Origin of the sequence: Acinetobacter sp. YH12251 (assembly GCF_013417465.1) — a bacterium.
Taxonomy (GTDB): Bacteria; Pseudomonadota; Gammaproteobacteria; order Pseudomonadales; family Moraxellaceae; genus Acinetobacter; species Acinetobacter amyesii.
This window is the reverse complement of the sequence record NZ_VPDZ01000014.1, coordinates 111,009-131,985: the sequence shown is the minus strand read 5'-3', so window position 1 is coordinate 131,985 and position 20,977 is coordinate 111,009. Positions and strand designations below refer to the sequence as shown.

Genomic DNA, 20,977 nt, shown 5'->3' with positions numbered 1-20,977 from the left:
CTTCCCGAACTCAGAAGTGAAACCTCTTAGCGCTGATGGTAGTGTGGGGTTACCCATGTGAGAGTAAGTCATCGCCAGCTCATTATTCGAAACACCCCCTGACTAGTCCAGGGGGTGTTTTTTTATGCCGGGAGAAAAAAGAAAAAAGGAAAAGAACGTTATAAAAGTAGAAAAAGCTAAAGCACAAAAATAGGAAAACGAGAGATATTTAAAGAAAATAAAACTAAAATGCTCAATCCATCTATATCATTTTAAAATCTTTTGCTAATCAAAATGTGTAATAAATCAATATAATAAAATCGTTTGTTTCATTAATAATATATAGGGTATTTAAGATGTTTTTAAAAAAATTATTAACTATAGTTTTATTTGCATTTGTTTCTTTAAATACTACAGCTGGTGTGTATCAGGATAAACTAAGTGAATGTTTGGTAAATAAAATTTCAGCAGAAGAGAGTCAGAACTTAACGGCTTGGATTTATTTGGCATTTTCAGCACATCCAGAAATTTCTAAGTATAGTAAAGTGACGTCCGCTGAGATGCAAAAGATTGATAAAAATATGGCAAATTTATTTCAAGATTTATTTACTAAACGTTGTAATGCTGAAATCAAAGCTGTTACAGAAAATGAAGGAACAAATGCTTTGGGTAAAGCATTTGAACTATTGGGGAATCGTGCAGCTGAGAACCTGATGAAAAATCCAGTTGTTGAAAAACGTATTGCATCATTTGCACAATATTTTGATGAAGATAAAATGCGTGAATCGATGAAATAAATTGAATTGGACTAGGTGAATGTATTTGACAGTTGATATTCGCTTAGTTCATTACTCACTCTTTTTAAAGAATATAATAATTGCCCTAATAATACATTTTTTGATGTCAAGACAACTAATATCATGGGGTGCTGAGGGTGAGAGATCGCTGTGAGTAATGCTTTACCATTTTCAGCATCTAATGTAATGGTTTGACAACCAATTAAATTAATCTCGTTAGTAAAAGCTTGAACCATTGCTAAGATCGAACTGCTTACAGCTGCAAGTTTTCCAGAATTTTCAATATTTTTCTTTTCTATAGATTTTAATTCAAAACCATCAGTTGAACATAACATCATATATTCAACACCGGACACATCAGAAATTAACTCCTTCATGAGTTTATGTGCATGTTCAATAAGCTGTAGTGGTGCTGAACGTGTTGTACGAATTGCTGTATTCATAATATCTTCATTAGATTGAAAGTTGAACTTCGGCTTTTGCAATAAGTGCTTCTAGAATAAAAAGAATGTCTTTTTTATTTCTAGCATCGATATAAAAAATCGGGTGATGTATCTGTTGTGAATCCTGCCATTCTTTATAAAGTTTGGTGGATTTATACTGCGTACTGTCTAAATGTGTAATCGCGATGATGATGTTTTCATTATTTTCAGAAAAATAATTTAAATAATCATTCAGCTGCTGAATTGGATGGTCATGTGTATGATCAATCAAAATAATTGTACCAATCGCGCCGTTACAAATGGTATTCCATATAAAGTTAAATCTTTCTTGGCCCGGCGTACCATATAAACCAAGTTTAGTACCATCGGCGAGAGTAAGTTCACCGTAATCGATTCCAACAGTAGTCAACATTTTTTGATGCGCATTTTGATCAGTATTAAGCGCTTCTGTACTCAGTACAGGAATATCAGAAATACTTTGAATAGCAGTGGTTTTTCCGGCACCCATCGTTCCGGCAAATACGATCTTGTATTGCTGTAAAATCATAATGAAATTTTAGATTCCTAATTTTTTTCGAAGACTACGGAAAAAACTCTGTAGTGGATTTGAAGATTCTTGAGCTGTTTTTTGGCTATGATATACACTCGCCATGGCCGGTATCTCTTCTATGATTTGAGCTATGTGGCATGCAAATAAATAACGATTAATAAAGTTTTGGCTTAAATGTATTTGTTCAGCAATATATTGAGTAGAACTACCTTCCATAAAAAAAGCGGATATTTTCAATAGTGATTGTCGTTCAGCACAATGTATAGGCTGTGGCCAATGCAAAAGTTTATAGTGGCTTGTGTAATTGGGGGGAGTATCATCTACGTAATCCCAAACAAATTGCCATAATCCATGCTGTAAATTTATTGATTCCAACCCATATTTAAAAGTGACAACTGTATTTGTATCTGCTGAAATGAGTGTGATTTCAGAATTTTGTGTGATTTGAATATTTTGTTCCATCCAAAACTCATTGCTTAAGTTATCAATGAGTGCGATTGGTTTTTGATCTAAAAGCAATAGTTGACGTTGATGTTTATTTAAATCTTTAAAAGCCTGTGAGATCTGGAGTGCATTTAATTTAGGTTTTATGTCTTGAACAACAATAGGATTGGACACATTTACAGGATTAATGTCTCGGAACCTTAACGCAACTGAATGCTCTAACCAATGCTCAAATTGATTGGTATTTGTTAGGGGTAAAAACAGGGTATCGTGTTCGATTTGATTTGCTTTCAATTCATTTTTTTTAAGTTTAAGTATGATTAAATCTTCGTGCTTTATTTTATTTATATTCGGCAGGTCGATAAAGTCTTCATTGATTAATAGGACTTGGAGTTTTGAATCTGCAATGTTTGTCCAATGAATAGTAAAAGTTTCAGATAGCTTATTTGAAATAATAGATTTGATGTCATTGATAACATTTAGATTTAAGCCAAAGACAGAAATATATAATGTGCTATTCACGAAATGGTCCAGAAAAACTGGGTTATTTCTGGTGAAATAACCCAACTTTAAATTAAGAAAAATCTAATTCTTTTTCGAAATGTTTAAGTTCATGGCGAGCCATAGCAAGGTTTGATTTACTACGGTCTAAGACGAGGTAAAGAAATAATGCTTCATTTGAGTCGAGTGGGCGGATTAAGTGATATTGTTTACCCAGAGTAATTAGAATGTCTTCAATTGAGTCATTTAAATTCAATGCTTTGGCAACTTTACGTTTTGAGCGTACAACTTCAGTATTACCAGCAGCAGCTAATTCTAAATCGATGTCGTTATTGCCTTGTGTCGCCATAGCAAGGCCACTTTCGCTGTCAACCAAAGCTGCAGCAATAAAACCGTCAATGTCTGTTAAAGCGTTTAAAGATAATTTGGCCATTATTAACCCCAATAAATTATATGTTAATCAGTAATATAGTTTTACTGACGTCTATGATATTAGCGAAAAATAATGAATAAACAATGCTAAAAAAAATCAGCTGGTTGATTATTGTTAATAATAAATAAAGTAAAAATGATGTTTAAACGATTCTTGACTGCTAAAAGTTGTAGTATTGTGTAGAATATTTAAACTTTTTATAGAATTGTTGTATATGAAATTCAATTAAGGTTGTTGTTTTATAAGAGTTTTTTTATTAATAGATTTAATGTATTATTTCATTAATTTAATATACAAAAAAGATTATATAAGATGAAATAAATATTAAAAATATATGCTGTTTGTTTATTGCTCATTAAAATACATCATATAATATTATTCTAGAATCTATATTTGTGATTTAAGTCCATTAAATTCAAGTATTTGTGATATATGTTAAAAGTTCAATCATGGGGTAATAGGATTGAACTTTACTTCTTATAATGCACTTTTTAAATTATTTCGATGTTGTTTCACTTGTTTTGCATAACGTTTGCCTTGTTTTTTCATTTTTCGATTGGTGTTATAAGCGGTAGGTCCGACATTATAGTAGGCTAAAGCTTTTGGCATGCTGCCAGCGGCATTTTTATATTTAGTTAAAATAAATGACCCACAATTAATATTGGTTAATTCGTCATATAAATCCCCAGGGCATGTTGCTTGCCAATAACGTGGCATCACCTGAGTTAAACCGACTGCACCTGCAGGTGAACTGACATAAGGGCGGAAAGTTGATTCTTGGCGAATAACAGCAGCCAGTAGTAAAGGATCTAAGTTGTATTGATCAGCAGTTTGCACAATGTAGGGGGACACTCGATTTGCAGTTTCAGGATTGACTGAATAGGCCTTTTGTATCCCTGATGAAAGTTTAACGGCACGTTTCTCTACAGAGTCACCGCCAAGTGATGAACATCCAGAAATCAGGGTTACAGATATAATAACAGTTAAAAACTTTAAGCTGTGAGCGCTTAGGAGCAAAGAAAGACGAGTTGAAAGGCGAGTTTTATTCAGTACATTCTGCATTTATATTCACTTTAAAATAATCATGGCTAAGTGTAATTTCTAAAGCGATATTATGAACTGGAGACTTAGAGGTCAATATTTTCTTAAGATGCTCTGTACAGTGAAATTGTAAGAATTGATGGAAATGTACTCAAATTACATAATTATTTAAGTGAAGAGAGAAAAACAGATAGCATTACTTGTGTCAGTATTTCTCTCTTGACATGGTACTTATTAAGATTGTGGGGATATTCAAATCCCGAGAACTTTAGTTATAAAAAACTAGAATATCCACTCATGAAATATCCCTATTTGAAAAAGCTATAACTTTTTTCAGAGGTATGAATGGAATCTAAGGATAATTTAAAGCGTTTTAAGCATCCAAATTTCGCATGCTTGGCTATGACCTGTATTGCCCTTGGGAGCTTGTAAGTGTTGAAATCCTACTTTTTCATAGAGTTTTACTGCTTGCCCAAGTGTATGTGTGGTTTCTAAATAACACGCTTTAAATTTATGATCTTTGGCGAATTGAAAACAAAGTTCTAAAATATCTTTGGCTAAGCCATGACCACGTAATTCAGGCATAAAATACATTTTTTGGATTTCTAAAATGCTTGAATCTCCAGCTAAAGGAGAAAGGCCGCCACCACCTAAAATTGTACCGTGTGGATTTTCAATAACCCAATATTGTGCATTTTCTTGTGCATAAACGTGATATAAATCATCTAAAATTGGATCTGCAACGGCAAATCCTGATTCAGGTGCTAATCCAAATTCTTTGGAAACTGTGCGAATGACATTGGCAATACTTGCATTGTCTTCAATTTGAAGTGGTCGGATTTGAAACATAATGATCGAAAAACAAAAAGATGGATTGTTTATAGACTGATCCTATAAAAAAATCCATCTCTAAGTTTAAAATTACTCAAGCAAAAAATTATTTTAATTCGCTTGAACTTTTACCCAGTTCACGACGTGCAACGATTAATTGTTGAATTTGTTGTGTGCCTTCAAATATATCGAGGATTTTTGAATCACGTGCCCATTTTTCCAATAATTCATCTTCGTTATAACCGACAGCCGCTGCGAGCTCTACACACTTTAACGTGATTTCATTACCTACACGGCCTGCTTTTGCTTTAGCGATGGATGCTTCACGTGAGTTAGGCTTTTTGTTGTCGGCCATCCATGCAGCTTTGAGCATGAGTAGACGTGCTGCTTCCCAGTCTGCTTCCATACGGTAGATTTGTGCAGCAATATTCGAACTTTGTAAGATGGGTGTTGAATACTGTTCGTCTAATTCATCTTTAAAGATTTCTTTAATTCGCTCTAAAGATGCCTTTGCACAGCCTATAGCCATCGCAGCAACGAGTGGGCGAGTATTATCAAAAGTTTCCATAACCCCAGCAAAACCCTTTGCTACATCAATTTCAGCATTGCCTAATAAGTTTGCAGCAGGGACACGACAATCTACAAAGCTAATGGCAGCAGTATCAGAGGCTTTAATACCCAATTTATGTTCTAGGCGTTCTACAGTCATGCCCGGCGTACCTTTTTCAACAACAAAGGATTTAATCGCTGCTCGACCTAAATTTTTATCTAGTGTTGCCCAAACCACCACTGAATCAGCACGTTCGCCCGAGGTGACAAAGATTTTTTCACCATTGAGGATGTATTCATCGCCATCTTTCGTCGCTGTTGTCCGAATTGCTGCTGAATCAGAGCCGCAATTGGGTTCTGTAATGGCCATAGCGGCCCAAGTTCCTTTTAAGCGTTCTAGTTGTTCATCATTAGCTACTGCGGCAATAGCCGAGTTGCCAAGCCCTTGTCGAGGCATACTGAGCAACAGGCCTGTATCTCCATAGCACATCTCGATGATACTGAGTGCTGTTGACATATTGACACCGTTTTTATTTCCAGTATCTGTGTCGCCACGTTTATTGACGGCAGCACCTGCATTCATGCCATCACCGCCATCATTCATACCGTCGACGAGGGAAGATAACATGTCTAACTCTTTAGGATAGGCATGTTCAGCTTTGTCATATTTACGTGAAATAGGACGTAGAACATTTAAAGCGACTTCATGGGCTTGGTCGATCAGCAATTTAAATTTTTTCGGATTTTGTAAATTCATGGGTATTTCCTTGTTTTTTATTTTGCTGAATTACGCATGTAAGCCAGATTGAAGAATCGCTGTGGCACGTAAGTCTCGATACCAACGTTCTACGGGATGTTCTTTGGTAAAGCCGTGACCACCTAATATTTGCACGCCATCGGTCCCAATTTTCATTGACTTTTCAGCACATAGCACGCGGGCTAAATAGGCTTCACGATGAAAAGGCTTGCCGGCTTCGGCTAGGCTTGCTGCATTGAGGATGAGCATATGCATGGCATCAATTTCGATTGCCATATCTGCAATCATAAATGCCACACTTTGACGATGTGAAATTGGCTCTCCAAAAGCTGTACGTTCGTTGGCATATTGAATGCAATACTTTTTCACTGCAGTTGCGGTACCAACAGCCATTGCACACCACATTAAATTGCCAAGATCGATAAATGAGGTATAGTTGAAATCTTGATCACCTAAGCGTTGGGCAGGGGTCTGATCAAATTTTAAAGTTACCGTTTCAGTGGCTTTCAAACCCATAGCAGGTGTTTTTTTTGCGCTAATGCTCTGGTCGCGTTGCACAATAAAAACTTCAGGCTGCCCATTGAGCATGGCACTCACTAACAGCACATCTGCCTGTTCGCCTAGAAGGACTAAGGTTTTCTCCCCACTGATTTTATACTGCTGGCCATCAGCAATCGCCTGAGTTTTAAGTTGATAGGGATTAAATGCCGCCGTTGCCTCTTGAACTGCAAAGCTTGCACGGAGGGTTGAATCATCTGCAAATGTCGCTAAATAGGTTGCTTGAACAGATTCTGAACCCCATTGGGTGATGGCATTGATACAGCTACACGTCGACAGTAAACCTGCTGTTAAACTAAAGTCACCTTCAGCCAATTGTTCCGCAATTAAGATATTGCTAATGATGTTTTTTTCTGCTGCAACGCCACCCAAATCTTCAGGTAAGGCATAATAATTTAGACCTAGATCTTGGATATGTTGCCATAACGCTTTAGGAAATTTTTCCTCTTGATCGGCTTGATGAGCAAGTGGATACAAAACTTCTGTGGCAAACTGCTGCATCGCATCAGCAGTCATTTGCTGTTCTTCAGTCAGGTTTAAATCAAATAATGATTTTTGTTGATTTGGCAAACGTTGCTTATGCACACCTTTGTTGGTCTGAAATGCTTTTTGTGTCTGGCTCAAGGTTTTAAAACCAGCTTTTGAGCTTTGATACAAAGATTTTTCAACAAATTTGCGCAGTTTAAACTGATCGAGTACATCACTACCGGCAATTTTAGTTAAAAGTGAGAGTCCAAATCCTTGTGCCTTGTTTACCATATTGGTCATTGTTGTTTTCCATTTGCGTTGTTCTTATTTAATGCTGACATGCCAAAGATAGAAAAACCATGTCATAAATGACATGCATGATTGTCAAAGATAAACGGCGAGATTAGGTGGGATTCGATTGCTAAATGATTAATTAAGAATAGAAAAGTAAAAAGGCTTAAAAGTATTGTTATTTTAAAATTGACTTAGCTGACATTTGAGTCAGCCAAGTTTTAAGGTCTGTATTGAATGATTATTGATATTTTTGAATCATACGACGAACATTGGTTTTTGCTTCAATGACGGTCATAAAGGTATATGCACCGATAAATTTACGGCTAATAAACATAAACTCTTTAGGTGGAACTGAGAAATAGCGAGATGCCATCGATTTTGACGCTTGTTGCATCACACGGCTATGTAATTGGCTTTTTTTCCAGTCATAGCGTTGTTGTTCGTCCATAACACCAGCAGGGATGTTTGGGTTATTTTCAGTGCTACTAAATGCCTCTGTCGCTAACAAAAAGACTTTAGCCATATCAGGTTTAATACTTTGTGGAATACCATCAAAGAACTCATAACCTGTCATCGATTTGACCATTTGCTCAGAGCTGTGATGGTAACCCGCGGTAATCAAATTACGCGCAACGCCTAATAGATGCTCATCGAACTGACGGATCGCACCGAAGTCGAGGAGTACGATTTTATCGGGCACATCCGCACCATTGCCCAAACGGACCAAATAGTTTCCGAAGTTAGGGTCGGTTTGCATTTCACCCCATTCAAAAATTTCGCGTACGGCAATTTCAAGTGATGCTTCACCTAAGGCATTACGGCGCTCTTGAGGAAGTGACAGCATTACTGGGCTGTTAATCGGTACACCACGTTCAAAAGTCATACACAGCACTTGAGGTGTTGAATAACCATCAATGATTTGCGGCACGATATAGCGCGGGTCTTCTTTTAAGCGTGCAGCAAAACGGCGAGTGGTATCTGCTTCGATTTTATAATTTACTTCACGATGCATCATTTCACGAACTTCATCAAACCACTGATCAAATTCACGGGTTTGAGGAACCATTCGTGTCAGTTTGAGCATGTTTTTGAATAGATTCATATCCGAATCGATTGCATCTGCCACACCCGGATACTGGATTTTTAAAACCAGTTCTAAACCATCAGATTTACGTTTTGCACGGTGAACTTGTGCCAAAGAAGCTGTACCAAGTGGCTCATGATCAATCACGAGATCATCAAGTTTTGAGCCAAGTTGATTTTGTAATTGGACTTTGATGGCTGGCCATGCCAATGCAACTGTTTGATTGTTCAAGGTGTTGAGGGCTTGGGTGATTTCTTCAGGCAGAAAATGTTCACCATACAACGCCATCATTTGCCCAATTTTTACAATTGAACCTTTTAATTTACCAATTTCTGCGACGAGATATTCAGCCTGATCTTTCATGGCTTTTTTACGCTTTTTCTCTTTTTCTTCTTCACTCGAAAAAATAGAAGTGGCGTTTGATGCTGCCCAACGAGTTCCCGCAAGTAGCGATGCCTTTGCGATAGATAAGCGTCGATCCATAGAAGACGTTTTCAAGTGTTTGAGCTTATCGTTCTGATCTGACATGTAAATTAAATCCTTTAATCAGCAATTCGCAGAAAAATACATTGTAGCTAATTTTAACGTTTCTTAACGTATTAAAATAGTTCAACTTACTGAATATGCAGTAAGCATTTGCAAACTTAAGCAAGATGCCGCGTAGACAGGTACATTGGAAAGAAAACTATAAACGATATTTGATTTTTACCGTGTCGTTTTGCATCAATGCGGTTTTATGTTCTTCAATATGTTGATGAATGAGATGTTGGACAGATTCGTCTTTAAATCCGGCAGCATAACCTTTGACAATAATAATGCTCGGTAAGCTAAAAAATAGGGTACGTGCGTTTTCTAGACTCGCATCAGGGAAAACTTGATGTTCGATCAATAGTTGCTGAAAAAATGCCTTTTCAGTTTGCACATTTAAAGACTGAGTGTCTTCCCAATAGCTCTGACGCATAGCCATGAGGTTATTGTGCTTATAGCTCATTGGAGCTCCGCATTTAAAATTTAACTGTTTGTATGGGGATGATTTTATAAAATTAAAGCTTGGGATCAAGTACAAATTGCTAAACATTTGAGCTTGAATTGGTTTTTATTCGTAATTTTCATCTAATTAGATTTTATAGAATGCTGAAAGGCATAAAGTACACATTTCATTTCAGCGAATGTATCAGACCTCATCTATACGGTTATGAAATGCTTTCAAGCGGTGAATAATGCCGTATTTTTATTATAAATAGCATCAAAACAAGGTATCATAGGGCGTTTAAAAAATTATGAACTGGAGACGCCTTAAGTGGATCGACCGACTATTAGCCCTGAACATTTACAGGAAGCAGCTGAAAACCTATCAACAATTCGTGATTATATCCGCTTTGGGGTAACAGCTTTACGTCAATATGATGCCCACTTAGGACAAGGTACAGAAGACTATTTTGCTGAAAGCTCAGCATTGGTTTTACAAACGTTATCTCTAGATTGGAATGCAGATGCGGAAATCTTAGATGCGAAATTATTGCCAAGTGAAGTTGCAGAATTTTTAGTATTGTTAGAACGTCGTATTAATGAAAAAGTTCCGACGTCTTATTTACTTAACTTGTCGTATTTCTTTGGTAAGCCATTTTATGTTGATGAACGTGTACTAATTCCACGTTCTCCAATTGCAGAGTTAATTGAAAACCGTTTTGCGCCATATTGCTTAGGTGAAAATGGCGAGATGGGTTCTGCAGTTAATAATCTACCTGAAAATGCCAATCCAAAAACTCCTCAGCGCATTTTAGATATGTGTACGGGTTCGGGTTGTATCGCGATTGCTTTAGCATATGCATTCCCAGACGCTGAAGTTGATGCAACAGATTTATCTAAAGATGCACTTGAAGTGGCACAAATTAACTGTGAACACCACAATAAACAATATCAAGTGGCATTACTCGAGTCTGATTTATTCGCCAAAATTCCAGCAGAAAATCAATATGATTTGATCGTGTCGAATCCGCCATATGTGGATTCTGAAGACATGGCAGATTTACCAGAAGAATTCCACCATGAACCTGAAATGGCGCTTGCTGCGGGTCAAGATGGTTTGGATCTTGTCCGTAAAATGTTGGCACAAGCTGCAGATTACCTGACTGAAGATGGCTTAATTGTGATCGAAGTGGGTAACTCAGAATGGGCAATGCGTCAAAACTTCAATACCGTTGATTTTTATTGGTTACAGTTCCAAAAAGGCGGTACAGGTATCTTTGCATTGACTGCTGCTCAATGCCGCGAATACCGAGATTTATTCATTCAATCTGTTCAAGCATAAGGAGTCGTTTGACATGGCAGGTAATAGTATAGGGCAACTCTTCCGTGTAACGACTTGTGGTGAATCTCATGGCGTTGGTCTGATGGCCATTGTGGATGGGGTTCCACCGGGTATTGAACTGACTGAAGCCGATTTGCAAAAGGATCTGGATCGTCGTAAGCCGGGCACATCTAAGTTTGCGACTCAGCGTAAAGAACCCGATGAAGTTGAAATTATTTCAGGCGTATTTGAAGGCAAAACAACCGGTACATCGATTGGTCTTTTGATCCGTAACACAGATCAAAAATCAAAAGATTATGGCAACATTGCGCAAACCTTCCGTCCGGGTCATGCAGACTATACGTATACACATAAGTATGGTTTCCGTGATTATCGTGGTGGTGGCCGTTCGAGTGCTCGTGAAACTGCGATGCGTGTTGCTGCGGGTGCGATTGCTAAAAAATTCTTGTTTGAGAAATTCGGCATCGAAATTCGTGGTCATGTAACCCAAATTGGTACCGAAAAAGCAGAGAAATTGGACTGGAATGAAGTTCCGAATAACCCATTTTTCTGTGGTGATGCAGATGCTGTCCCACGTTTTGAAGCTCTCGTAACTTCACTTCGTGCACAAGGAACGAGCTGTGGCGCAAAACTGGAAATTATTGCGACGCAAGTGCCAGTCGGTTGGGGCGAGCCTGTATTTGATCGTTTAGATGCAGATATTGCACATGCCATGATGTCCATCAATGCCGTAAAAGGTGTGGAAATTGGTGATGGCTTTGGTGTTGCCGAGCAGTTTGGTCATGAAACCCGTGATGAGTTAACTACGGATGGTTTCTTGGCAAACCATGCTGGCGGCATTTTGGGCGGTATTTCGAGTGGTCAGGACATTCGTGTTGCGATTGCTTTAAAACCAACAGCATCCATTACTACGCCGGGTAAAACCATTACGATTAATCGTGAAGATACTGATGTGTTGACCAAAGGTCGCCATGATCCTTGTGTCGGTGTTCGTGCAACTCCAATTGCGGAAGCAATGTTAGCAATTGTGCTCATGGATCACTTCATGCGTAACCGTGCCCAAAATGCGGATGTAGTTGCACCATTTGCCCCAATTGAACCCAAGTGAGGAAACAAAGCGCTGCTTTGTTCCGAACGCGGTTGGTGAGTAGCGTTAGCGAGTCACATTGGATAAATAACAAAGCGCTGCTTTGTTCCGAACGCGGTTGGTGAGTAGCGTTAGCGAGTCACATTGGATAAATAACAAAGCGTTGCTTTGTTTCGAACGCGGTTAGTGAATAGCTTTAGCAAGTCACAGTGGATAAATAACAAAGCGCTGCTTTGTTTCGAACGCGGTTGGTGAGTAGCGTTAGCGAGTCACAGTGGATAAATAACAAAGCACTGCTTTTTGTTCCGATGCGGTTGGTGAATAGCGCTAGCGAGCTACACTGATGAGCAAATTGCATAAAAAAACCAGACAATTGTCTGGTTTTTTTATTTCAGTAAAATAGGCCTATGAAAATAAATAGATAAAAAATATGAATATAAGACATGCTTTACTTGATGATATTCAGCAGCTCGAAAGCTTAATGAATACAGCCTATCGAGAGAATCATCCCAAGAGCTGGACCACGGAACATCATATTGTTCGAGGAAATCGAATAAATGTCTCTCAACTCAGTCAACTCTTACAAAAAAAAGGATTTTCATCTATATGTGATGGAATCGGTACACGCGCAGATCATGGGGTGTATTGGTATTCAAATAAAGGGGGGAGCTGTGAAATTGATCATTTTGCAATTCATCCAGATAAGCAAGCTCAGGGCTTTGGAAAAAAATTATTGCAATTTGCAGAACAGCAAGCGATGTTGATGGAACCCAATGTTGAAGAATTTGTCATGTATGTGATTGATCGGCGTTTAGAATTAATAAAATATTATCAACGGCGTGGCTATAAGCTAACAGATGAAAATCAAGCCTATCCTCTTCATCTAGAGGTAGCTCAACCGATTTGTGAACTGACAATTAAACAATTAATTAAACGAATAAAATAACGTCCATGTGATGCATTTGATCAATTTATAAAGCGAGATGAATAAAAAATCCCAAAAGAAAACACAGACTAACTTGAGGGATTTTTATTTTAGACTATTTGGTCTTAAGAATAAGCACGTAAAAATAGTCGATAGGCATGTGAAGATTTTTGGTTTTTTAACATATAGTGTGCGATTTCACCTTGGTTGGTATTCATAATCACAGCAATATTTTTTGCGTCACGGAATTGTTTAAGCACAGTATCTGGAATCATCACGGTATTAGAAGAATCAATCACATTTGAATTATCTAAGCGACGATAATTTGTTTGACCTATTGCAGGATAAGACAATACTTTGCCGTCAATCACACAAGATATTTCACTCATATCAAGCTGCTGTTGATCATAAGAATGCAGTGAAAGTGCATACTCACCTTTGTTTTTATGCCAATCAATTGCAAGTTCAGGACATTTTTGCCCAGCTTCACATAGTAACTGACCTCGAGTAATGGTTCGTTGGATCACTTTGCTGTTTTCAACGGTATTCACACCTTTTAGCTTCAAGGTTCTTGTTTCAGGTTTATTTTTAGGTACGGTAATACAACCCGTGAATAGTAGGAGTGTAAATCCTAGAACTAAATAATTTTTCATGCGTATTTCCATGTTAGCGTTATTTTTATGAGCAATATTTATTTTCGCGCATATTCACACAGAAAAAACAAAAAAGTAAAATACATCACACTTTTCTAGTTTTGTTCGAGCACTGCTTTGATATAAGTAGGGGATATTCAAATAAATAATATTTTTCAATGATGTTAAGCGAACTTCATAGAAGATTGGATAATTTAAGCAGGATCTGTGATTTTGCGCTATCTATCTGCTCGGGATTGGTTTGTCGAGATAATTGGTCACGTGGTTTTTCACCTAAAAAATATTTGATCCGTTCAGCATTTGCACCTGATGGATGGGGAAGTCCAGCTAGAATCTGTTGATCATTAAAATAGCCTAAGCTGCTTACATAATTTAAAACCTCATCTACACCTTTGCCTAGCGGGATATAAATTGCGTTCGGAAGCTGTTGAACCATAGGAATAAAATAATCATCAATATGTTGTTTTAATAATTCATTTTTCAGCATTGGGGGCGTTGAGCCAGCATAATTTTTTCCATTGACCAAAATACATTGCTGTAAAACTGAGCACATTTGCACTATATCTTGATGATTGCTAAATAGCTCTGCAGTGGTGTGTATGCCTAATTGATTGTGTAATCCAATATGATCTAGCAGTTGAGTTAAATTTTTACGAATAGGGCCACTAAAAGCACCACTATTCTTTGCAAGTTTAAGAATGTTTTCCTCAGATAATTGCTGTTCTAAGCCGTCCTTCGCTGCAATTAATGCATTACGCCATTGTTGCTGGCCTGGGCAGATGCCGACGATGACCACTTTTGCATCATGATTTATGGCCTCGAATGGTGCATAAAAACTTTGAACAGGCCCCAGAGTCTTAAGAAGGAGTAAATCACTTTGGGTTAATTCTTCAATAGAATGTGTTTTGATCACAGATGCGTAGCGAGAAAAAAGCGTAGAATCCGACATAAAACTTCAATCTTTCTAGTTATAAATTTCATTTAATATTTTAAACCTTTATTTTAAAGATGAAGTATTTAGGTGTAGAAAAAAATGATTTTAAATTTATAGACTAACAACTTAAATTGATAAAAAAATAATATTTAACAATATTGACCCAAATAGGACTTGAGATTTGGTACAAATATTGCTCATATCTAACTAAGGCAATACCAAGATGAATGCCGAATAAAAACGAATGGATGATTGCAGGAGAGAAGCACAGATCGTGCTCGCCGAAGGAGCAAGTTCCCCCAGGAAACTCTCAGGCAAAAGGACTGTAATCATATAAAAAATCTGGAGAGAAGTAGGCCGGATCTACTCACCGAAGGGGAAGGTTTACATTGCTTCGCAAGGAACCAAAGCTCTCAGGTACCAATGACAGATGGGGCGAGCATAGGAAATATAATTTCCAAGGAGCCTATATGTGTCATATTGTTGTGATTGGTGCAGGTATTACTGGGGTAACGACAGCTTACGAACTCGGATTACTCGGCTATCGTGTCACCGTGGTCGATAAACATCTTTATCCTGCAATGGAAACTTCTTTTGCCAATGGTGGTCAATTATCAGCATGTAATGCTGAAGTCTGGAATCAAAAAGCAACGGTGGTGAAAGGCATCAAATGGATGTCACAAAAAACCGCGCCATTACTATTAAATCCAAGTTTTAATCTTCATAAATATTCATGGCTTTTTGAATTTATGGGGCATATTAAAGATTATCGTGAAAATACTCACGAGACTGTCCGTCTTGCATTGATGGCACGTCAGCGCTTATTTGAAATAGCTGAGCATGAAAACTTACAGTTTGATTTAGAAAAACGCGGCATTTTACATTTCTTTCATAATCAACATGATTATGAGGTAGCGACTCAAGTTAATAATATGCTCTGTGAGGGTGGCTTAGAGCGTCATCCTGTGACATTAGCTGAAATCCGTGATATTGAGCCTAGTCTGACAGGTGAATACTATGGTGGTTTTTATTGTCCGGGGGATGCCACGGGCGACATCCACAAATTTACGACGCAGCTTGCTAAAGCAACAGAACGCTTTGATGTGAAATATATGTGGGGTTTTGAGGTGACTGACTTTGAACATCATGCAAAAGGTGTCAATGTTCAGTTAAAAGCCAGTGATGAAAATATGGAACATCCTGATGCTGATACCATACTTGAAGCAGATGCTGTGGTGGTCTGTGGTGGCGTAGGTAGTTATGAACTTGCACATAAACTCGGTGATCGCGTAAATGTGTATCCAGTCAAAGGATATTCAATCACCATTAATTTAAATGATGAACAAAGTCAGGCCAATGCGCCTTGGGTAAGTCTGTTGGATGAAAGTGCCAAAATTGTGACTTCACGCTTAGGTGAAAATCGACTCCGTGTTGCAGGCACGGCAGAGTTTAATGGCTATAACCGAGACATTCGTGCAGATCGCATTCAGCCCTTAATAGATTGGTCAAATCGTAACTTTAATCTCTCTACAGAACATGTGGTGCCGTGGGCGGGTTTACGACCAATGATGCCCAATATGATGCCAGTAGTGCATGCAGGTAAGCGAGATCATATTTTCTATAATACAGGGCATGGTCACCTTGGATGGACTTTATCTGCGGCAACTGCTGCAATGATTAGCCAGCAAGTGCAGCAAACACATCCGATTTAACTGACATATTGTAGACATCAAAAAAGCCTCAATGTTGAGGCTTTTTTGTATTTTTCTAAGTCATTCGAATTTGATCTTAATCATATAAACGATAAATCCCTGCAAATCGTTCACAGCCTTTTTGTTCAGTTTTTACTGAGAGTAAGGCTTTACTGTAATTGAACTGATATTTGCAGTCGTGTTCATTATCGGTGATTTGATTTTTTTGTTCGGGTGTTGTGTAAGCTAAAAATGGGATGGTTTGTGTTTCGACTCGATTGTTCGGATTACGATAGGCAATGCCTTCAATTTTGATGCTGTCTTTGCCTAGTTGATGTACCTTTAAATGTACAGGTGATGTCGCAAAATGACCATTTTCAAATTTAAGATAATGCTGCGTTAAACTTTGGTTCATCGAGGTATAAATATTCAAATCTTCATGGCGAAGCTCAAATTGTTGTTTAAAACACTCCAAGTTTTTGCATTGCTGAATACGACTGTACCATAATTTTTGCGTATCTATCAGTAAGCGTATTGGGGCATCGGTAATTAACTGCGCTGTTAAAAAAAGCCCATCTAGCTTTTCACGCTGTTCTTTAAAACGGTCAGAACAATAATTTTTTTTTGCCTGAGTATTGGCATGATCACAGTCTATCTTTTCTGCATGCGTAAACATCGCTAGGCCAGAACCTATTAGCAGAACCAGTCCGAATTTTTTGATGATATTTATTTCTGTTTTCAACAGCATGATCGCTTATACTTTCACTATGTTGCGCTTGCCCACACTATAGCGAAATAGAAAGCGTGAATACAAGATTTCAATCATTATTTTCTCAAGGAACTCAAGCATGATAGCTCAAATTCGTATCGGTCAGGGCATGGATGTGCATGCATTTGAAGAAGGTGACTTTGTAACGCTTGCTGGTGTTCAAATTCCACATACACATGGACTCAAAGCACATTCAGACGGTGATGTAGTACTACATGCGCTTTGTGATGCATTGTTAGGTGCTTTGGCACTTGGAGATATTGGTCAGCATTTTCCAGATACAGATCCAAAATTTAAAGGTGCAGATAGTCGAGTACTTTTAAAACACGTCTACCAACTGATTTTAGATCGTGGATATGTACTTAATAATGCAGATATTACTGTGGCCTGTGAGCGCCCTAAACTAGCAAAACATAATTTAGAAATGCGTCAAAGCATTGCAGATGTCATGGATGTTGAAGTCACACAAATTAGCATCAAAGCGACCACCACCGAAAAATTAGGGTTTACCGGTCGCCAAGAAGGTATTCTTTCTACAGCAACTGTACTGATTTCTCACGCAAAATGATCTGGATGGATCAGTGCATGTTGTAAATCTTGTGTTGCTTTACGGCCTTGAAGTTGTAAGGCAACAGCATGGATTAAACCTGTCCATGTTTCATTGGGTTCCCAAATTTGATGCATCAAATCTTGAGCCTTTTGAATATCAACATCCATATAGTATTGACGATATAAATACATCAAACTGCTGACACGGAAGTTTTTTGCACAGTGCAGCCAAACCGTTTGACCTTGAACCAAATGGTCAATCATATCGAGTACTAAAAGGCATTGATCATCTGAAGGAGTATCCCAAGAGATTGGAAATTGGATGTAGTTCAGGCCTAGATCTAGGCAAATGCGGTCTTCATGCTCGATATGATTGGATGCATCAGTCAATGCTAAATTAATAACCGTTGAAACACCATATTCTTTGATCGTTTGAAGCTCAGAAGGAGATGGTTGACCGGACGTTAATAAGTGTTCATGTATATATTGGAAGTTTTCAATGTGACTTAACGCATTTTCGATTTCATTCATCTGACAAATAATCCTTCAACGTAAAACGCCATCTCGAAGATGGCGTTTTTCATTCACTTAGCGTGTCGGTAACACGTCTTTAAGTGCTTCATGCATCTCTAACAAGACTTTTTCAGTCGTATCCCAATCGATACAGCCATCAGTCACTGATTTACCATATTCGAGGTCACAGAGGTTGGCAGGAATATCCTGACGACCACCTTTTAAGTGACTTTCTACCATAATACCCACGATTGACTTGTTTCCGTCAAGGATTTGTTCAGTAATATTTTTCAGAACAAGGGGTTGTAGGTACGGGTCTTTGTTTGAGTTTGCATGACTGGTATCAATCATGATTTTGCCACTAACTTTTGCTTTGGCTAATGCCGCTTCAGCATCTGCAACTGAACCTGCGTCATAGTTTGGTTTACCGTTACCGCCACGAAGTACAACGTGTGCATATGGGTTACCACTAGTACGAATAACAGAAACTTGACCTTGGTCACTTAAGCCCAAGAAGCTATGACCATGTTTAACAGATTGCATGGCATTGGTCGCAACGGTTAAACCGCCATCTGTACCATTTTTAAAGCCCACAGGTGAAGAAAGGCCAGAAGACATTTCACGATGTGTTTGGCTTTCAGTGGTACGCGCACCAATCGCTGACCAAGAGATAAGATCTTGGTAGTACTGTGGTGAGTTTGGATCGAGCGCTTCAGTTGCACAAGGCAAACCTTTTTCATTCAATTCAAGTAAAAGTTTACGACCAATACGTAAGCCTTTTTCGATGTTGAAAGAATCGTTCATGTCAGGGTCATTAATTAGACCTTTCCAACCCACAGTGGTACGTGGTTTTTCAAAATACACACGCATCACGACATAAATCGTATCTTGGATTTTGTCACTTAAAACTTTTAAACGGTCAGCATAATCATGTGCAGCGACTGTGTCGTGAATTGAACATGGACCAATGACAACAAAAAGACGTTTGTCATTTCCATCTAAAATATTACGTACAGTTTCACGGCCCTTAAGGACTGTTTGATAGGCAGTTTCAGTCAGAGGTAGCTCTTTTTTTAGTTCTGCAGGAGTAACAAGTGGCTGAATGCTTTTTACATTCACGTCATCAATGTCGTTTTGGGTAATAGAATTTGACTGTAAAGTATTCATTGCCGTCACTGGTTTGATTATACAAAAGGTTGTTTCGTGAGCCGAATATAACATGAATATAGCATTCAAATGTTATAAAAAAGATCAATAAGTCTCTGAAAAAAAAGTGATGAATCGGACAGTTAATTTAAACCTGCTGACTATTCACCGTTGGTGCGATCAACATTGCAGTTGTTGGTTTTTCGACAGGTTTTGATTTTACTGGATTAATGATGAAATTCATGCCTAAAACAAACAAGGTAATGCCTAAGACTTTACGAATGACTTTTTCAGGTAAACGTGAGCTGATTAAAGTTCCGACCACAATTGCAGGAATAGAACCCACCAATAACCAACCCAATAAATGAAAATCGACATTACCTGAGCTCATATGACCCAAGCCTGCAACCAGTGTAAGAAGCACGGCATGTACGACGTCAGAGCCGATAATACGAATCATCGGTAAGTTCGGGAACATAAGCACCAAAGCCATAATACCGAAGGCACCTGCACCAACAGACGATAGAGTAACGAATACGCCTAAAATAATCCCCATGATAATGATATATGCACGCTTATTTTTAGCTTGGAAATTGATACGCTCCAGATCAGCACTCATATCATCCAACTGATCAGTTTTTCGAAATTTATTAAAGAATTTTTCGATATGACCACGGAAAATAATTGAGATCCCTGTAATCGTCAGCATAAAACCTAAAAACATGGTTAAGACGGTTTTGTAATGTGTCGATTGGCTGAGATAGTTTTCAAGTACCCAATGGGTCGCAAAAGACGCAGGGATACTGCCGACTGCAAGCCAAATAACAATGGTCCAAACGATATTCATTTTACGGGCATGAACTAAAGAACCACAAAATTTTGAAATTGCGGCATACAGTAGATCTGTACCGATCGCAATGTGGGGTTCAATTTTATACAGGCTGATCAGGATAGGGGTCATCAATGAACCACCGCCAACGCCGGTAATACCTACGCAGAAACCTACAATTACACCTGCCAGAATGAACTCTAAAGGACCGACCATCGCTGAATGCCAAATATCAAAAAACGTGCATATCTTATGACTAATTGATATAAGTCGTTGTCTCGATTAGTGATTTGCTTGTGAAAAAAATAGATAAAGAATGTTTTTAATTTTGAAATAAATGAATTTTATCTAAACTAAGTTATTGATTATGGTTTTCTCAACTGGTTGATAGTTCAAATGTAGATTATGCTGCAGTGAAATCATATATTTTGAATATAAGGCTTTGAATATCTGAAGTGGATATCCAATACCTAAATGCACTGTAGGTTTTCAATTCTAAACTTTTGATTTGATATTTATCGATATAAGCAACAGTGTATATAAATTCCACTGCTGCTAAGTCTCATACGCCTTAAAAAGATAAGGTTTCGCCATTATTCGAATATGAGTAGAAGGACACTAACTAGACATTTTAAACATGCGACAGGGCTACCAATTGTCACATGGTTAAATAATGAAAGACTGCGATGTGGGGCTGAATTGCTCGAATTGACAGATTATTCAGTTGATAAACTTGCGGAAAGCACGGGTTTTAAAACCGCAGTACTATTTCGTAAATTGTTTAAGAGTAAATACGGTAGAAATCAGAACCATTGGTATAAAAAATTTTAGTTAGTAGCTA

General features: G+C 38.0%; 23 protein-coding genes and 1 riboswitch. Of the genes, 7 read left to right on the top strand and 16 right to left on the bottom strand.

The annotated features are described in order from the left end of the window. Window positions 1-335 precede the first annotated feature (335 nt). Window positions 336-776 carry a hypothetical protein gene (locus FTV27_RS13150; RefSeq protein WP_180035693.1) on the top strand — a complete coding sequence of 147 codons (441 nt, stop codon included), beginning with the start codon at window positions 336-338 and terminating at the stop codon, window positions 774-776. Between the two features lie 11 nt (window positions 777-787). Here FTV27_RS13150 and FTV27_RS13145 read toward each other — a convergent pair whose 3' ends face one another. From FTV27_RS13145 to FTV27_RS13100, 10 genes are all read right to left on the bottom strand, one after another. Further along, a complete protein-coding gene (locus tag FTV27_RS13145) occupies window positions 788-1,219 on the bottom strand; it encodes a roadblock/LC7 domain-containing protein (protein WP_180078942.1) in 432 nt (143 codons plus the stop codon). A gap of 10 nt (window positions 1,220-1,229) precedes the next feature. Continuing rightward, window positions 1,230-1,766: an ATP/GTP-binding protein gene (locus FTV27_RS13140; RefSeq protein ID WP_078193879.1), complete on the bottom strand. Its 537-nt coding sequence runs from the start codon at window positions 1,764-1,766 to the stop codon at window positions 1,230-1,232. Window positions 1,767-1,775: 9 nt separating this feature from the next. Further along, window positions 1,776-2,735, bottom strand: a complete 960-nt coding sequence (locus tag FTV27_RS13135) for a hypothetical protein (protein WP_180078941.1) — start codon at window positions 2,733-2,735, stop codon at window positions 1,776-1,778. Window positions 2,736-2,787: 52 nt separating this feature from the next. After that, entirely contained in the window at window positions 2,788-3,147 is a 360-nt protein-coding gene (locus FTV27_RS13130) for a hypothetical protein (RefSeq protein WP_078193877.1), read from the bottom strand. Window positions 3,148-3,624: 477 nt separating this feature from the next. Beyond that, window positions 3,625-4,209, bottom strand: coding sequence for a lytic transglycosylase domain-containing protein (locus FTV27_RS13125; RefSeq protein ID WP_180078940.1), 585 nt, complete (start codon window positions 4,207-4,209; stop codon window positions 3,625-3,627). 342 nt (window positions 4,210-4,551) lie between these two features. Then, complete coding sequence (locus FTV27_RS13120; RefSeq protein WP_180078939.1) at window positions 4,552-5,037, bottom strand: GNAT family N-acetyltransferase; 486 nt, start codon at window positions 5,035-5,037, stop codon at window positions 4,552-4,554. A gap of 88 nt (window positions 5,038-5,125) precedes the next feature. Continuing rightward, window positions 5,126-6,325 (bottom strand): acyl-CoA dehydrogenase family protein, encoded by a 1,200-nt coding sequence (locus FTV27_RS13115; RefSeq protein WP_180078938.1) that lies wholly within the window; start codon window positions 6,323-6,325, stop codon window positions 5,126-5,128. 30 nt (window positions 6,326-6,355) lie between these two features. Beyond that, a complete protein-coding gene (locus FTV27_RS13110; RefSeq protein WP_180078946.1) occupies window positions 6,356-7,642 on the bottom strand; it encodes an acyl-CoA dehydrogenase family protein in 1,287 nt (428 codons plus the stop codon). 241 nt (window positions 7,643-7,883) lie between these two features. Further along, window positions 7,884-9,257 carry an AarF/ABC1/UbiB kinase family protein gene (locus FTV27_RS13105; protein ID WP_180078937.1) on the bottom strand — a complete coding sequence of 458 codons (1,374 nt, stop codon included), beginning with the start codon at window positions 9,255-9,257 and terminating at the stop codon, window positions 7,884-7,886. 157 nt (window positions 9,258-9,414) lie between these two features. After that, window positions 9,415-9,720 (bottom strand): hypothetical protein, encoded by a 306-nt coding sequence (locus FTV27_RS13100; protein ID WP_180078936.1) that lies wholly within the window; start codon window positions 9,718-9,720, stop codon window positions 9,415-9,417. Between the two features lie 309 nt (window positions 9,721-10,029). Between FTV27_RS13100 and prmB the strand changes: the two genes are divergently transcribed. The 3 genes from prmB to FTV27_RS13085 all read left to right on the top strand — a co-directional run bounded on the left by prmB (window position 10,030) and on the right by FTV27_RS13085 (window position 13,073). Beyond that, window positions 10,030-11,040, top strand: a complete 1,011-nt coding sequence (gene prmB, locus FTV27_RS13095) for a 50S ribosomal protein L3 N(5)-glutamine methyltransferase (protein ID WP_180078935.1) — start codon at window positions 10,030-10,032, stop codon at window positions 11,038-11,040. Window positions 11,041-11,053: 13 nt separating this feature from the next. Continuing rightward, on the top strand, window positions 11,054-12,148 hold the full coding sequence (aroC, locus tag FTV27_RS13090) for a chorismate synthase (RefSeq protein ID WP_078193870.1): 1,095 nt from the start codon (window positions 11,054-11,056) through the stop codon (window positions 12,146-12,148). 409 nt (window positions 12,149-12,557) lie between these two features. Beyond that, complete coding sequence (locus FTV27_RS13085; RefSeq protein ID WP_180078934.1) at window positions 12,558-13,073, top strand: N-acetyltransferase; 516 nt, start codon at window positions 12,558-12,560, stop codon at window positions 13,071-13,073. A gap of 104 nt (window positions 13,074-13,177) precedes the next feature. On the opposite strand, the gene FTV27_RS13080 is transcribed toward FTV27_RS13085, so the two are convergent. Together FTV27_RS13080 and FTV27_RS13075 are read right to left on the bottom strand one after the other, a co-directional pair. Continuing rightward, window positions 13,178-13,705, bottom strand: coding sequence for a hypothetical protein (locus FTV27_RS13080; RefSeq protein WP_180078933.1), 528 nt, complete (start codon window positions 13,703-13,705; stop codon window positions 13,178-13,180). Between the two features lie 175 nt (window positions 13,706-13,880). Further along, on the bottom strand, window positions 13,881-14,654 hold the full coding sequence (locus tag FTV27_RS13075) for a hypothetical protein (RefSeq protein ID WP_180078932.1): 774 nt from the start codon (window positions 14,652-14,654) through the stop codon (window positions 13,881-13,883). 230 nt (window positions 14,655-14,884) lie between these two features. Continuing rightward, window positions 14,885-14,975: riboswitch (glycine riboswitch) on the top strand. Window positions 14,976-15,109: 134 nt separating this feature from the next. Here FTV27_RS13075 and FTV27_RS13070 point away from each other — a divergent pair. Next, entirely contained in the window at window positions 15,110-16,351 is a 1,242-nt protein-coding gene (locus tag FTV27_RS13070; RefSeq protein WP_180078931.1) for a D-amino acid dehydrogenase, read from the top strand. Between the two features lie 76 nt (window positions 16,352-16,427). Here FTV27_RS13070 and FTV27_RS13065 read toward each other — a convergent pair whose 3' ends face one another. After that, window positions 16,428-17,078, bottom strand: a complete 651-nt coding sequence (locus FTV27_RS13065; RefSeq protein WP_180078930.1) for a hypothetical protein — start codon at window positions 17,076-17,078, stop codon at window positions 16,428-16,430. Window positions 17,079-17,178: 100 nt separating this feature from the next. Here FTV27_RS13065 and ispF point away from each other — a divergent pair, with 100 nt between their 5' ends. Further along, the gene (gene ispF / locus FTV27_RS13060) at window positions 17,179-17,667 is read left to right on the top strand and encodes a 2-C-methyl-D-erythritol 2,4-cyclodiphosphate synthase (protein ID WP_168378679.1); all 489 of its coding nucleotides are present in this window, start codon (window positions 17,179-17,181) and stop codon (window positions 17,665-17,667) included. Here ispF and FTV27_RS13055 read toward each other — a convergent pair. The 3 genes from FTV27_RS13055 to FTV27_RS13045 form a co-directional block, all read right to left on the bottom strand. Further along, window positions 17,655-18,179: a protein tyrosine phosphatase family protein gene (locus FTV27_RS13055; RefSeq protein WP_180078929.1), complete on the bottom strand. Its 525-nt coding sequence runs from the start codon at window positions 18,177-18,179 to the stop codon at window positions 17,655-17,657. The two genes, ispF and FTV27_RS13055, sit on opposite strands and share 13 nt — an antisense overlap. Before the next feature lie 57 nt (window positions 18,180-18,236). Further along, window positions 18,237-19,328, bottom strand: a complete 1,092-nt coding sequence (locus tag FTV27_RS13050) for a 3-deoxy-7-phosphoheptulonate synthase (protein ID WP_143221612.1) — start codon at window positions 19,326-19,328, stop codon at window positions 18,237-18,239. Window positions 19,329-19,455: 127 nt separating this feature from the next. Beyond that, on the bottom strand, window positions 19,456-20,352 hold the full coding sequence (locus FTV27_RS13045; protein ID WP_078193863.1) for a sulfite exporter TauE/SafE family protein: 897 nt from the start codon (window positions 20,350-20,352) through the stop codon (window positions 19,456-19,458). A gap of 387 nt (window positions 20,353-20,739) precedes the next feature. On the opposite strand from FTV27_RS13045, the gene FTV27_RS17365 reads away from it, so the two are divergent. After that, a complete protein-coding gene (locus FTV27_RS17365) occupies window positions 20,740-20,967 on the top strand; it encodes a helix-turn-helix domain-containing protein (protein ID WP_180078928.1) in 228 nt (75 codons plus the stop codon). Window positions 20,968-20,977 lie beyond the last annotated feature (10 nt).